General features: G+C 60.6%; 11 protein-coding genes. 6 read left to right on the top strand and 5 right to left on the bottom strand.

Features of this window, described 5'->3' with window-relative positions:
* Positions 1-20 precede the first annotated feature (20 nt).
* From QP904_RS10095 to QP904_RS10105, 3 genes are all read left to right on the top strand, one after another.
* On the top strand, positions 21-1,955 hold the full coding sequence (locus QP904_RS10095; RefSeq protein ID WP_284836004.1) for a M13 family metallopeptidase: 1,935 nt from the start codon (positions 21-23) through the stop codon (positions 1,953-1,955).
* A 39-nt stretch (positions 1,956-1,994) separates the two neighbouring features.
* Positions 1,995-2,888, top strand: coding sequence for an alpha/beta hydrolase (locus tag QP904_RS10100; protein ID WP_284836005.1), 894 nt, complete (start codon positions 1,995-1,997; stop codon positions 2,886-2,888).
* A gap of 63 nt (positions 2,889-2,951) precedes the next feature.
* Complete coding sequence (locus tag QP904_RS10105) at positions 2,952-4,328, top strand: PepSY-associated TM helix domain-containing protein (protein ID WP_284836006.1); 1,377 nt, start codon at positions 2,952-2,954, stop codon at positions 4,326-4,328.
* Here the strand turns inward: QP904_RS10105 and QP904_RS10110 are convergent.
* The 5 genes from QP904_RS10110 to QP904_RS10130 form a co-directional block, all read right to left on the bottom strand.
* The gene (locus QP904_RS10110) at positions 4,267-7,728 is read right to left on the bottom strand and encodes an arabinosyltransferase domain-containing protein (protein ID WP_284836007.1); all 3,462 of its coding nucleotides are present in this window, start codon (positions 7,726-7,728) and stop codon (positions 4,267-4,269) included. The two genes, QP904_RS10105 and QP904_RS10110, sit on opposite strands and share 62 nt — an antisense overlap.
* Before the next feature lie 74 nt (positions 7,729-7,802).
* Entirely contained in the window at positions 7,803-9,779 is a 1,977-nt protein-coding gene (locus QP904_RS10115; protein ID WP_284836008.1) for a galactan 5-O-arabinofuranosyltransferase, read from the bottom strand.
* A gap of 180 nt (positions 9,780-9,959) precedes the next feature.
* Positions 9,960-10,718: a decaprenylphospho-beta-D-erythro-pentofuranosid-2-ulose 2-reductase gene (gene dprE2 / locus QP904_RS10120; protein WP_023020343.1), complete on the bottom strand. Its 759-nt coding sequence runs from the start codon at positions 10,716-10,718 to the stop codon at positions 9,960-9,962.
* 37 nt (positions 10,719-10,755) lie between these two features.
* A complete protein-coding gene (gene dprE1 / locus QP904_RS10125; protein ID WP_284836009.1) occupies positions 10,756-12,171 on the bottom strand; it encodes a decaprenylphosphoryl-beta-D-ribose oxidase in 1,416 nt (471 codons plus the stop codon).
* A 126-nt stretch (positions 12,172-12,297) separates the two neighbouring features.
* The gene (locus tag QP904_RS10130) at positions 12,298-12,573 is read right to left on the bottom strand and encodes a hypothetical protein (protein ID WP_034656156.1); all 276 of its coding nucleotides are present in this window, start codon (positions 12,571-12,573) and stop codon (positions 12,298-12,300) included.
* Positions 12,574-12,607: 34 nt separating this feature from the next.
* On the opposite strand from QP904_RS10130, the gene QP904_RS10135 reads away from it, so the two are divergent.
* The 3 genes from QP904_RS10135 to QP904_RS10145 are packed head-to-tail and all read left to right on the top strand — an operon-like array spanning position 12,608 to position 14,442.
* A complete protein-coding gene (locus tag QP904_RS10135; RefSeq protein ID WP_248099291.1) occupies positions 12,608-13,072 on the top strand; it encodes a hypothetical protein in 465 nt (154 codons plus the stop codon).
* A gap of 9 nt (positions 13,073-13,081) precedes the next feature.
* Positions 13,082-13,990: a plasmid pRiA4b ORF-3 family protein gene (locus QP904_RS10140; RefSeq protein ID WP_239206303.1), complete on the top strand. Its 909-nt coding sequence runs from the start codon at positions 13,082-13,084 to the stop codon at positions 13,988-13,990.
* An 11-nt stretch (positions 13,991-14,001) separates the two neighbouring features.
* Positions 14,002-14,442, top strand: coding sequence for a GtrA family protein (locus QP904_RS10145; RefSeq protein ID WP_208612471.1), 441 nt, complete (start codon positions 14,002-14,004; stop codon positions 14,440-14,442).
* Positions 14,443-14,496: the final 54 nt, after the last annotated feature.

Genomic DNA, 14,496 nt, shown 5'->3' on the forward strand with positions numbered 1-14,496 from the left:
TTTGCCCTAGAGTGGCAAGCATGAAAGATCTTTATCAACTAGTCAATGGACCCTGGCTGGAAAGCCACGTTATTCCCGATGATCGCGGCGTGGACGGCACCTTTCACGCGCTGCGCGACGAAGCCGAAGAACTCGTCCACGATATCGTGCAAAAGGACACCGGCCGACCGGGCAAGCTCTATGCCTCCTTTATGGATATCGAAGGGGTTAATGCGGCCGGCATGGCTCCATTGGATGCGGATCTGGACCGCCTGAGCGCGGCCGACCCGGAGGAATTAGCGCAACGCCTGGGTGAACTCGAGCGCACCGGTGTCGGCTCCCCGGTGACCTTTTGGGTATCCAAAGACTCTGGTTCCGAGGACGCCATTGCCTATGTCATTCAATCCGGCCTGGGCCTGCCGGATGAAGCCTATTACCGCGAGGAAGCCCACGCCGAAACGCTGGCCGCCTATGAAAAGCATGTGGCAGAGATGCTGGAGTTCCTCGACCCAGCCCGCCTCTTTGGCCTAGGCGCCGAGGTAGCCGCCCAGCGCATCGTGGGTTTGGAAAAGGAACTTGCCGCTGGCCATTGGGATGTGGTCTCCACCCGCGATGCGGTCAAGACCTATAACCCGTGTGAGTTTGGCGAGCTGCCCGCCATGGCGCGGGCCGTGCTCTCCGGCGGCAACCTGCCGGAGCACCGCGTAGTCAATATGATGCCGTCCTACCTCGAGCACTTCGAGAGCCTTTTTACCTCCGAGCGCATGGCCGATTGGCAGCTGTGGGCCACCTGGCACATCCTGCGCTCCCGCGCGGCCATGCTGCCGGAGGAAGTAGGCGCGAAGAACTTTGAGTTCTACGGCACCAAGCTCTCCGGCGCCACCCAGCAGCGCGACCGGTGGAAGCGCGCGGTAGGTCTGGCTGAGTCCCTCGTGGGCGAAGAGATTGGCCAGGTATTCGTGGATAAGCACTTCCCGGACTCCTCCAAGCGCGAGATGGATGAGCTGGTGGCCTACCTCATTGCTGCCTACCGCGAGCGCATCTCTCAGCTGGAGTGGATGACCCCGACCACACGCGAACGTGCCTTGGAGAAGCTTTCCCAGTTCAAGGCCAAGATTGGCTTCCCAGATTCCTGGCGCGATTACTCCGCCCTCGAGGTTTCCGGCAAGGGCGCGGACCTGTTGGCTAATGCGCGTGCCGGCTCTGCCTTTTCTCACGACTTCGAGCTGGCCAAGATTGGCAAGCCGGCCGATCGCGATGAATGGGTGACTACCCCGCAAACGGTCAACGCCTTTTATAACCCAGTGGTCAATGACATCACCTTCCCGGCCGCCATCCTGCGCCCGCCGTTCTATAACCCGGAGGCCGATGCCGCAGAAAACTTCGGCGCCATCGGTGCTGTCATCGGCCACGAAATTGGCCACGGCTTTGATGACCAGGGTTCGCAGTTTGATGGTCAGGGCAACCTGAACTCCTGGTGGTCCGATGAGGACCGTGCCGCCTTTGAAAAGCTCACCGCCAAGCTGGTGGAGCAGTTCAATGGCCAGGTACCGACGGTGCTCAAGGAGGCCGGCATCGAATCTACTGGGGTGAACGGCAGCTTCACCCTGGGCGAGAATATCGGTGACCTAGGCGGCCTGGGTATCGCCGTGGTGGCTTTTAAGAACTACTGTGCCGATAAGGGCATCGACCTGCAGGGCAAGGAGGAAAAGTTCGAGGTAGACGGTGCCGAGCCAGAGCTGGCTGAGCACACCTACAATGGCCTGCAGCGCTTCTTCCTGTCCTGGGCCCGCGTATGGCGTACCGCCATCCGTCCGGAGATGGCCACGCAGTACCTAGCCATTGACCCGCACTCGCCGGCGGAGTTCCGCTGCAACCTCATTGCGGCCAATATTGCGGAGTTCTACGAGGCCTTTGACGTGGCAGAGGATTCTGCCATGTACATTGCGCCGGAGGATCGCGTCACCATTTGGTAGACCTTTCTGCCGGTAGGCGGTGCGCGTAGGCTCGGTGGCATGACTAACGCAGATGCTAACCAGGATCCGCACCGCCCGCTGGAGCCGGGACAGGAGTGGCACATCGGCGGCCAGGACCGTCAGATGGACGACAAGGAGCAGCTTGAGCAGCTCGTTGCCTATATCGATGCCCACTATGACACCCCGGATTTCCGCCCGCCGTGGGCTGGGGGCGGCTCTCCTGAGGCGGATCAATATTGTGCGCTCTTGCCGGACCGGATTACACACGTGGCAATGATGGTGCTCGGCACTGCGGTGGATCATGCGTTGCCGGGCACCGCCTATACGGAGGGCATCAGCGTGGAAGAATCCGAGATGGGAACCATTTTTCGGCCCACAAAGTCCACCGGCCGCTGGGCGGTCTCGCTCCACTCGGGCGGCTGGTGGCGCGGTGCTGGCCAGGCACTAGAGATGCAATGGCGCCCTGAGGTAGCCGCCGCCGCGCAACTATCTGGCACCACCATCATCGATGTGGACTATCCGCTTGCACCCGCGCACACCGTGGCGGAGATGGTCACTGCCGTGCATCACGCCATCGACTATGCCCGCAAGCAGGGTGCTTCCAACGTCACCACCTGGGGGTATTCCTCCGGCGGGGCTCTGGCGGCGCTTGCGCCTGCCGACGCCCTCCTGCTCACCTTCCCCGATTTCGGTGCCTTGGCGAATCTGCCTGAGGACCTCCGTGCCGGCTATGCAATTCCGGCGGACCTTTCTAAGCTCTGCCCGGATATTTTCGTCCAGACCGCGACCGAGGATGAGATTGCTGCGCGTGTTTCTGTGCCCGGCGCCGTGGCGCGCGATTATGTTTCCACCCACCGCGTGTCTACCCCGGCGGTTGCCCGTCAGCGCGTGCGGGATGCGGCCGCGTTCCTGGCAGGAGAGCTAGAAAAATAACAATTCCCTGGCGGTTCCATGCTAAAAGGGAACTAGTTTCAATAGACTCGCGACTAGTTCCGCATGACCATATCCACTCATGGCGCGCTATCGCGCCTGCATAAATTCGCCGGCGTAATCATTGCGCCCTTTCTCATCGTCGCAGCGTTAAGTGGGTTTCTCTACGCCTTGGCGCCCACCTTTGAACCGTGGATTTACCACGATGAGGTGACAGCCACCGCGCAAGGCAGCCCGCGCAGCCTCGATGAACAGATTGCCGTCGCCCAGCGCCAGCACCCGGATGGGACGGTGGTTCGGGTTGAGCCTTCCGAAGATCCGCAGGAGACCACCCGCGTGCTTTTCGACGACCCCACCGCCCCCAATTCCAGCTATACCCACGCTGTCTTTGTAGACCCGGTGGATCTGCACATCACTGGGGAACTACAACAATATGGCGGCTCGCGGGCGCTGCCTTTCCGCACGTGGGCCTCTAATGGCCACCGCACCCTATGGTTGGGCGAGCCTGGCCGTCTCTATGCCGAACTTGCGGCCTCGTGGCTCGGCGCGCTGAGCATCCTCGGTCTCTACCTGTGGCTCAAGCGTAAACAAAGGAATAAGAAGCAGCCCTCTAAAGTACTGGCGCTGCACGCCCGCGTGGGTGCCTGGTTGTTGCCGGGCTTCCTCTTTCTTACGGTTACTGGCCTGACATGGTCGCTGGTAGCGGGCACAAGTATTGGCAAGGTGCGGGAGGAACTTAATTGGAAGGAACCGTCCGTGGCCACCTCCGTTGCAGAAGCGGGGGCTAGCACTGGGACAGGGGAGCATGCCAACCACGCCGGGCACGCGGGTCACGCCGGGCATACGGGACACCACGATGCTGCAGAACTCGCCGGAGCCCAAACTGCAGAATCGACCGCCCGTAGCCAGGGTTTGACCGGGGTGCTGGAAATGACTCCGCCGGAAAAGCCCGGCGATGCGTGGGGCGTGCGGGAGGCTCGTGCGGCCTTCAAGTTACGCAGCGACGCCGTAGCGGTTACTCCGAACGGCGAGGTCATCGACCGCATCAATTCCGCCGATTGGCCGCTTGCCGCGCAGCTTACTTCGTGGCTCATCCAGCTGCACATGGGGACGCTTTTTGGAATCTATAGCCAGGTTGCATTGGCGGTACTCGCCCTCGGCCTGCTCGTGGTGAGCATTGCGGGCCTGTGGATGTGGTGGAAGAAACCGCGCCGCAGCCTGCCCGAGCTAAAAATTACCCCCGCCGTGCTGGCGGGGGTGGTGGCCTACTCAATCATTGCGCCGCTCTTTGGCGCTTCGCTATTGCTCTTTTTCGTAGGTGATTGGATCGTGCGGCGCCTGCGCGCCCCGAAGCGGGATCGGGGCGCGGCCGCTGGGGAGGTTACTCCTCGCCCTCGGGGCGAATCTTCATCTCGGAGTCTTTCCACAGTCCGGAACGGGTAATGTCCTCATAATCAATCTCGGCTGGGACTGGGGCATTGCCCTGTGAATCGGTACGCAGTTCGTACTTTTCGATGGCACCCCAGTCGCGGGCCCAGTCATTATTGAGGTAGCTCGGGATCTCGTAGGAGTAGTTGACCGCCTCCGCGGTGGACATGGCACCACCACCAGAGAAGGACTGGAAGTCCGTCAGCGAGGTCTGGGCCGAGGAGTCTGGCAGGATGCGGTACTGCGGGATTTCGGTAACGCCGGCGAAGTGGTCAAAGGTGCGCTGGCACGGGAACTGTAGGGCTACGGCCCAGTCCAATAGTGCCGGGGTGTCCTTGGAGAACTGGTTATTGATGGTGTCTAGCTCTGGGACGCGCGGCGGAGTAAAGGCCAGCCAGTCATCCTCATCGGTGGAGTCATCCGTTGCTACCAGGCGCACCACGTTGGCATCCTTTGGCAACTGATCCAGCGGCAGGCGCAGGTTGCGCCACTTTGGCGTGGCACCGACGGCGGAGAGTTCTTCCTCGCCAGTATTGGTGACCTTTCCGGAGCCATCGATGGTGCCGTATTCGAGGCTAAGCTTCATGCCTTCCTGCTCTACCCCGTTGACGTCGTGGTGGTAGATATTGCCGGCTGCAGATACGGCGAGCACGGGAGTATTGTCCTTGGCCTCTGGCAGGTTGTACCACTTGGTGGTCACCTCAGAGGTGGAGTCTTGCGCCTCGGAATAGGAGCCGAGCACCGGGACCTTGGTGTAATCCAGGTTGAACGGCAGGTGCATGGTAGAGCCATTGACACCCTCAGTGCCGCGTACTCCACCCTCCGAGGTATTGGTAGTTTCCTTGGACTTTTTGTCCTTTTTGTCTTGCTTATTCTTTGTCTCCTGGGAATCAGCCGAATCGCTGCTACCGCCGGATTCGGTATCCGCACCCGAGGTAGCGGTCTCCGCGCTATCGGAGGAGGAGTCGCTGGAGCCATCCGCGATGGCACCTACGGAGGCGGAATTCTGGTTTTCCGGCTCGATGGATTCAGGGATGAAGTTTGGATCGAAGCCCTTGTGGGTCTCGTCCTGGTCCACCAGGGAATCGCCCAAGTCGCCTTCAACCGGGGTCAGGAAGGAATCATTGGTGTTGGTCTCCACCATGGTCTGATCCGCCAGAGCGCAGGTATTGCCGCGCAGGGAGGCTACGTTGCCCTTGCCCACGGAGTAGGAATCCGCCTGCGAGACGGTGGCCTTGGCAAAGGAAGCACACGATAGCGCTACCACGATGGCACAGGCCAAGGCGATGGGCGCGGACATGATACCGGCGGAGCGCGAAACCTTAGCGGCGGCATTTTTCTCAAATTCCGCCAGGGTGCCGGCCTCTTCTGCTTGGGACTTGCGGTAGCTATGGCGCAGGGACTGCACTATGCCGATGGCGAAGATGACCAGCGCGATGGCGAGGAGCACCTTATTGGCCTCGATGGCCTTGAATTGCACCGTGCGATCCCACCACGGGATGCCAAAGGAGGAAACGTACCACCAGGCGTTCCAGCCGGCGAAGGAAATGGCTAGCAAGAAGACCACCGCGGCGATAGCGAAGGTGCGAGCGCGCGGCGAGCGCAGCGCGAATTGGGAGAGCACCACGGCACCGAGGGCGGCGATAACACCGGCCACGCCGGCGTAGATGCCAAAGTGGTGGGTCCACTTGGTGGGGGTGAACATGAGGAAGAACATGGACAGCGCCACGATAATGAGCAGGCGCTGGGTCGGGCCAACGGCAGCACCGACGACACGGCGGTCCTTGATGAAGGCCGCCACGATGAGCACTAGGCAGAAGAGCATGGTGAAGACCGCGAAGCGGCGGGTGAGCGAGCCATCCACCGATTCCTGGAAGAGGGTGGAGTAGCGCGCGTACTCCGCGTACCACGGCAGGGAGGGGCCAACCTCGGAGCGCACGCGGGTGGACTCCAGCACGGTCGATAGCGTCTGGTCACCAAAGGCGGCAACCATGATGGCGGTGCCAGCGCTAAGGAATGGCGCAATGAGCGCGAGCCAGCCCAAGGTGCCACCGCCCATGGACGGCACGCGCTCGGCCATGGCGCGGAAGAGGTGCGGCAGGCTGACCAGGAAAACGCCCACGGCAAAGAGGCCGGTGGGGCCGGCGGCCAGGGTGATGGTTGCGGCGATGGTGCCCACGGCCGCCGGAAGCAGGCGGTGGGTGGAAATGGCACGCTCAAAGGAGGCCCAAGTAAACATCACGCCAAGCGCCACGATGGGCTCGGGGCGGGTGCCGTTGTTATAGGGCAGCCAGAAGGCCAAGAACATAAGCGCCGCGGTCCAGTGAGCGACCCGGCGGCCGTCGACAAGCTGGCCAAAGCGCGGAAGTATCTCGCGGGAGAGGATAAACCAGATGATGAGCCCAGAAATCAGGCCGGGCAAGCGCACGAAGACCGAGGCGGTGGAAATCTGGGAGAGAACGGCAACCAGGTCATAATAGGGGGCGCCGAAGGGCGCCTCTGGCACGCCGTACCAGCGGTAGTAGTTGGCCATGTAGGTCGCGTGATCGAAGACGCGGCTCATGGAGAAGATGAAGCCATCATCGGAGGTATTGGCGCCGAAGATATACCAAAATCCCAAGACGGCGGCCACCACGCCATCGAGCGGGCGCACCTTCTTCCACGTCTTAGGCATGAAGCCAAAGCGGCGGCCATCGAGGCGGTCGATGCGCCATAGGCAGAACAGGGATACGACCACCATGGCGGTGCCCAGCCACATGGCGATGGTCTTGAGCACCGTCGGGGAGGAGGTGAAGCGGGAGTTGATATCGACGTGCACATTGAGGCCGTCGTCAAGCAGGGCCTGCACGTCCGCTTTATCGTCTATTTCGGTATAGACACCGGTGACCTGCGGGCGCAGATCCTCCTCGGTGGTCTTTTCATGATCCCCCACGCGCACGCTGGTGCCATCGCCCGTAGCGGAAATCTCAATCTTGGCGTCCTTAGGGAGCTTGGCTACCTCTTTGGAGTTGAGGGTAAGCAGAACCTCATCCAAGGAGACAACGGAAAGGCCCTCTTCATTCGCGCGGACGAAAAGACCGCGGTTGGAGGCTTTCTTGGACTCCGGCGGGACGGTGCCGTAGACCATGGACTGTCCCTCACGCAGCTCATCGACTGCGGAGATAGGGATGGTGGCCTGAAGATCCTCCGGCGCCACGGAAATGAGTGGCGCGTTGATGGACTGCACGGAATCATGCTGCGGCCAGTCATAAGAGGACTGAGTTTGGGTCACCGGCAGTAGCGGGGTGGCTACAAAACACAGGAAACCAATCAGTCCGGCAATGATCGCGGTCCACCGCAGGCCCGCGGGGGCGGCGGTGAAGCGGGAGCTAGCAGGTCGCGCTTGGGTGGAATTCGTAGTGAGGCTATCTGACACGGCGATTAGTCTACGTCAGATAACCCTCTCCGCCCGCGGGCACACCCTGCCACGGGCGGGAAGTGTGGGTGAACTTACTTGGTGCGAACGGCTGTTACGAAGGGGCCGGTCTGCTTTAGCTTCCAGCCCTTGTCAAAGACATCGGCGTTGAAGAAGACCGCGCGATAGCGAATATTCGGCTGATTGGGGTAGATATCTTCTGCCAAATGCAGCTTGAAACCATCGTCCTTATTTTCTAAATCACCGCGGAAGATCATGACATCTGGGCTGCGCCACGCAGCGGAATCCAGGGTCTTGCGGAACTCATCCGGCTTCATGTCCCAGGAATCGTTGGCCCAGGTTTCAATCTGCTCATTGCGGGTGCTGAACTCACCCAATGGATTGGCATAGTGGCTGGTAAAGGCGTTGAAACCCCAATAAGGATAGTAAGACATGAAGATCTTTTCATCAGTAAGCACCACCGTGTCATCCGGCGTATAGCCCTGGTCCTGGATGAAGTTGTGGATATCCAGGTAGTAATGAGCAGAATCGCTAGTGAAGCGGTCGGCGCGCTCACCATAGCCATCGGTATCGCTATAGGCATGGTCGATAGCGTCCTCGTTGGCCTCCGGAATCTGCTGCGCATAGAAGACGCCGGCCAGGGCGAGGATAATGCCCAAGACCGCGGTGATTTGCTTATTGGTGGTGTGGGAGAAGCGCGCCGGGTAGAGGCGGTGTACGCCCAAGAGGCGAACCTCGGCTAAGGCTAGGACACCGGCGGTAGCAAAAAGGAGTACCACGATGATTTCGAGGCGGAAGCTCAGCAGCGTGGTGCCGGCCAGCGTTGCCACCATAGACCCAACGATCCATAGATAGCTGCCGATGAGGGAGATTCCCAGCGCGCGCACCTCTTGGTCATTGAGACGAATGACCATGTAGATAAGTCCCATAAGGCAGAGGAAGCCCACAATGCTAAAGGACAAAAATGGCACTGGAATCTGGGTGCCTTCCTCCGGCAGGTAGTGCTGCGCGGTGGTCTGCAGCGGTACTGGCGAGTGCATGACCGCCCATACATAGGGTCCCCAGGCGATGAGCGCGATGGCAATGGAGCCTGCCGCCATTACCGCCAGTCGCACGATGGGTCGCCACGTATGCTCATATAGCGCGGTAAAGAGCGCGATGAGGCTGACCACGGTGAGCGCGGCCGCACCGGTGAAAAGCGTGTAGAAGGTGGCGGAAATGCCCAGGTAGAGTGTCACACCCAGGGTGGAGAGCCAAGAGCCACGGAAGGCGCGGGCGCTGAGCACCGCGATGGTGGGCAGGCCCATGGCGATGACCGCGGAGTAGGGCTCCTCGGCCGCGATGGTGAGCGTAATCGCGGTGGTGACTAGGGCGATGGCGGTGGCGACCGGTAGGGAGCTGGTGAGGCGCTGCCAGAGGGGCACCAAAATGCAGCCGGCTACAGCGATGGAGATAAGCGCCCAGGGCTGGTAGACCTCCCATCCCGGAATACCCAATAGCGCTCCCAAGCGGCCGCCCAGCCAGAACCAGCCAATGGGGTAAAAGGACGGCATGTCCTGATAGTTCATATCCGCATAGCCCATCTCATCCACTGAGCGGGTGAGGAACTGGGTGCGGAAAGCCTGATCCACCTGCACGCCGTCGAGCCACAAACGGGAGGCGGACAGCGGCAGACCCACGGCAGCCAAGGTCAGCAGCGCGGGGGAGAGATAGGTGACCGCGTAGGTCAGCCAGACCCGCCAGCGCGGCCGAGTAAAGGAATCCTTGTAGTGGTCATAAAGCCACCACACGCACAGTCCGCCGGCTAGAGCCAGCGTGACCACCACGCCCACTGTGCTCAGCGCGCGGGTGACCATGGAGGTATTAAAAGAAGGCAGAGATACCGTCTTGAAGGCAAACCAGCCCAGCAGCGTGACCACACCACTGGCTAGGGCGGTCAACACAATACCCAGCAGGGTCGCGCGATGAGTCAGCGCATCGGCGCGGTAGGCCTCGGTGCGCGGATTTTCGCTCACGGGCGTTGACTGGGTGGGTATAGCTGTGCTTGTCATGCCCATTAGTTTCGCATACCCAAGCGCCACAACCCAGATTTGGCGCGGGCAGGAAAACACTTGCTTTCCGACGCCCCCTTATACACCACCGCCCCTGCCCCTCCCCGCCGCGGGCGCGCGGCGAGAAGGAGGAGCGGGGGCGAGGCGGCTGGCAGGCGCCAGTGCAGAAACCGCGGTGATTTAGAACGGCAGCTTGCGGAAAATGGCCTGCGGGATGAACTTGAATGCCAAAGAAACGTATTCAAACAGCGGGTGCACGAAGATGGACTGCTTGCCATCGAGCACGGCCTTCACGGTGGCTTCGGCAACATCGGAGACGTTGACGGTCAACGGGGCGTCGCCAGCCTCGGCGGACATCTTGGTGCGAACCTGGCCCGGGCGGACAACCAGCACGTTGGCGCCGGTGCCGCGCAGAGCCTCTCCCAGGTTGATGTAGAAGCCGTCCACGCCTGCCTTGGAAGCACCGTAGACAAAGTTGGAACGGCGCACGCGCATGCCAGCCACGGAGGACATGGCGACGATGGTGCCGTGGCCCTGGTGCTTGAACTTCTCGCCCAGAAGCACGCCCACGGAAACCGGGGCGGTGTAGTTGGTCTGCGCGGAGGCGACGGCCTTGTCGTGGTTTTGCCACAGCTCCTCCTGGTCACCCAGGGTGCCGAAGGCAACGATGGCCACGTCTACGTCGCCACGTGCCCAGGCTTTATTGATTACCTCTGGGTGGGAGTCAAAGTCAGTGGCGTCGAAGTCTAGAACCTCTACGTCAGCGCCGCGAGATTCCAGGTCTGCCTTGGCCTGGGCGATCCGCGGGGACTCCGGGCGGGCAGCCAGGGTGACCTTGGCGGGGCCGCGCTGCAGGAATTCGGAGACGACGCCGAGGCCGATCTCAGAGGTGCCGCCCAGAAGCAGGATGTGTTGTGCTTGGCCTACTGCATTAAGCATGGTCAGTAAATCTCCTTAAAGGTGTTATTTCCAGTGATTAGTGCAGCTCGAGGCGGCGGGACATATCGGAGGCGAAGACGCCGGTCGGGTCGATTTCATTGCGGGTCTTCAGCCAGCCCTCCATGCCCGGGTACATCTTGTGGAAGTTCTCCGCGGAAGTGCGGGACTCCTTGGCCAAATAGAGGCGGCCGCCGAATTCCATCACGCGGCGGTCCAAGTCATCCAGGAACTTGCCCAGGCCCGGACGGATGGGGAAGTCCACGCAGACGTTCCAACCCGGCATTGGATAGGACAGCGGCGCGCGGTTGCCTTCACCGAAGAGCTTGAACACGTTGAGGGCCGAGTAGTGGCCGGAGCGTTGCATATCGCGGATGATCTCCTTGAACGGCTCCACGGCCTCGGTCGGTACCACGAACTGGTACTGCAAGAAGCCCTTGGAACCGTAGCCGCGGTTCCACTCACCGATGAGATCCAACGGCTGGTAGAACTGCGTCAGGTTCTTGACCTGGTTCTTGGCCGGTGCACCCATGGTGTAGTAGGCCAATCCCACAGCGGAGAGGGAAAGCTTATTCATGGTCCAGGACGGGAAGATATCCGGCACCGTCATCAGCTGCGGCGCATTGAACTTCAACGGATCCTTAGCCAGCTTCGGGGCTAGCTCTTCCAGCTGTGCCAAGGTGGCCAGCGAACCGCGGGAAATGGTGGAGCGACCCAGCTTTGGTTCTGGGGAAATGACATCGAACCAGGCGGAAGAATAAGTGTAGTTGTGCTCGGAACCATCGGAGTGGAAGGCGATGGTTTCATCCAAGTTATCGGTGCGGTCCGTATCCGCGATGAAATAAGCGGTTTCCGTCTTGGTCATGCGGATGGTGGCGCGCAGGATGATGCCGGTTAGGCCCATGCCGCCAACGGTGGCCCAGAAGAGGTCGCCGCTGGGGTCATCCGCGGAGCCTTCCGGGGTCAGGTGCAGCACGCGGCCATCGGCCACGAGCAGCTCCATGGAGACCACGTGGTCACCAAAGGAGCCGGCGGAGTGGTGGTTCTTACCGTGAATATCCGGGCCGATCGCGCCACCGATGGTGACCTGGCGGGTACCCGGCAGAACCGGAACCCACAGGCCATAAGGCAGGGCAGCCTTCATCAGCTGGTCTAGGGTGACACCACCATCGACGTCCACCAGAGCGGACTCCGGGTCGATGGAGTGGATCTTATTGAGCTTTTGCATGTCGATGACCAGGCCGCCGCCATTTTGGGCGGGGTCACCGTAGGAGCGGCCCATACCGCGGGCAATGACGCCACGGCGCAGGTGGGCGGGCTTATCCGAGTTATCTTCTGCAACCTGGGCCACGGCCTTCTTGATCACGTCCACGTCTTCGGTGGCGAGAACATGGGCGGTCGTCGGGGCGGTGCGGCCCCAGCCGTGCAGGGACTTTTCAGTGGTATGTAATTCCATCTCTTACTCTTTGCTCGACGGATTTGTGTCGCCTCCCTAGCCTACCTAGCTCACACGAGGGTAGACGGAGTGGCGCGAGTGATATTCAGAACAAAACGGACGCTTGTACTGCCCGAATGTGTCCGTTTATAGATCCATAAGCGCGCGGATTTCCTCCGGCAGTTCTTCCTGAGATTCAATAATCGGGCCATCGTACTCCCGCAAAAGGTCATAGACACGAGCGCGCGAGGAGGAATCCAGCATGGGCAATTCCTCTGCCATCAGGCGAGTCATGAAAGGACTCAACGGCACATCGGTGTGTTCCGTGGCCTCGAAGTGGCCGTTGCGCTTATCGTCTTCCGCACGCACATCCTGAGCCGCCTGCTGCGCTGGCGTCATGTGCTCTGTCTTATCCGAGTACATGCGCATTAGCTTACCGCCGCTTAAAGTGGTCGCTATGACCAACAACCACGAGACGCAAGATCAGCGCCAAGACAACTACGCCCTCGATGACACCCTGGCGGGCCGCATTACCCAAGCCGCTGCCGTGGGTATCGCGACCTCTTATCCGGATTGGATCACATCCAAAGGCGGTTTGATTACTGCCTATACCTTGTCTTTCTTTGGTTTTGGTGCCCTGGTGGCCTATACCAACGCGCACGCGGAACAGGATGGTGATGAGCCGCGCTCCCCGCAAGATGCATCCGATCAGGGCCTCAAACCCTGGGCCATTTTTGCCGCGGTGGTACTGCTGCTCATCCTAGGCGGCTGGATGAACGTTGCAATTTCCCGCCGAATGGTAAAGTTCCTGCGCAAGCGCGGTGCCAAGCGGCCCTGGACTCTGTTGGGCGCCGTTGGTGCGGCACTGACGTTCCTAATTAGTGAGTTGGAAGCGCGCGATATCGCAAAACTAGCAGCCTAAAACTTGCGTATGGTGGGGCTCATGAACGCAGGGGTCACCGATATCGCACAGGCGCGGGCCAAACGCGCCAATAGCGTGGTATCCCTCAAACGCGAGCCCCTAACAATCATTTGCCAAGCCGCGAATATCCGCGCCGATGGCGAGGTGCACCGCCAGATTGGCTTTAGCGATGCCCTGACCTTCACCGAGTTGCACCGTGTGCTGCGCATTTGCTTTGGCCTGCCGGAGGAGGAATCCCCCTGGCACTTTTATGAACACACCGAGGCGCGTGGCCCGCGCATCGATCCGGAACGTCAGGCCTCCGAATTCCTGTGGCGCGAAGGCGATCAAATCGACTTCGCCTGGGGGCTATGGGACTTCGAGCTGGTGGTAGCTGAAATTTATCCGCGCGATAATGGCACCCCGGAAGCGCTATGCGTAGGCGGTTCGGGCTCGCTCTTTGCACCCTTTGAATTAACCAGCGTCAACCGGGAATTGACCGGGCAAGAAGTCACCGATGAGGTCCTTTCCGCGGTAGCGTCCCCTGTGCGTGATTTGATTGAGCGCACCAAGCTCTATGACTTTGTTCCGCTGCTGCAGGCGATGGACCTAAGCAGGGGTACCGAATTGTCACCGCAAACTGCCCGCGTGCTCGCCAGCCTGCCGCGCGAGGTTACCCATGAAGGCAAAGACGCCTTTTGGTCCATGGCGCTAGCCCTATCGTGCATGGGTGGCGCGGAGCTGACCGATTCCGTCGTGGAGACCACCATGGATGCGCTCGGCTGGGTTAATGACGATGGCTCGGCGCTGACCGGGGCTGAAGTGCGGGAGTTATGTGCGGCATCGTTGCAGCAATTGGCGGGGATAGGCGCCTATGGTGCCGAATCCGCCGCGCCGGTGGATCGGTTGGACATGTACCGAGCGCTCTTGCGCGGGTAGGCTACTCACTCGTGACTAACTCCGCTGATGACGCCGTAGAAGTAAAACCTTCGTCCACCTCGCTGCACACCCAACTGGTGCGATTTATTTCCGTGGGTGTAGGTGCCGCCGCCATTGATTATGGCCTGACGCTTTTATTGACGTACTTGGGACTGCACCGTTCCGCCGCCAAGGCCATCGGTTGGGTCTTTGGCACCATTGCCGCCTACCTGGCTAATGCGCGGTGGACCTTTGGGGCCAAGGTCTCTGGCCGTACAGCCGTCACCGTGGGGATCTTGTACGCCTCCACTTTCGCGGTTCAGAACTTCCTATACTGGGTGCTCAATGAGCCGCTTTTATCCCTTGGCTTAGAAGGCGTGCTTAAAGACACCATCGCCTTTGTCATCGCCCAGGGCGTGGCCACAGTGACCAATTTTGCCATTCAGAGGGCCTTCATTTTTAAAGAAAAATAACCTCACCACGGGAATCGAGCCCGACCAATCTGCGCGCGGGGTGTCAAGCTCTCG

It is taken from the genome of Corynebacterium nasorum, from assembly GCF_030229765.1.
GTDB lineage: Bacteria > Actinomycetota > Actinomycetes > Mycobacteriales > Mycobacteriaceae > Corynebacterium > Corynebacterium kefirresidentii.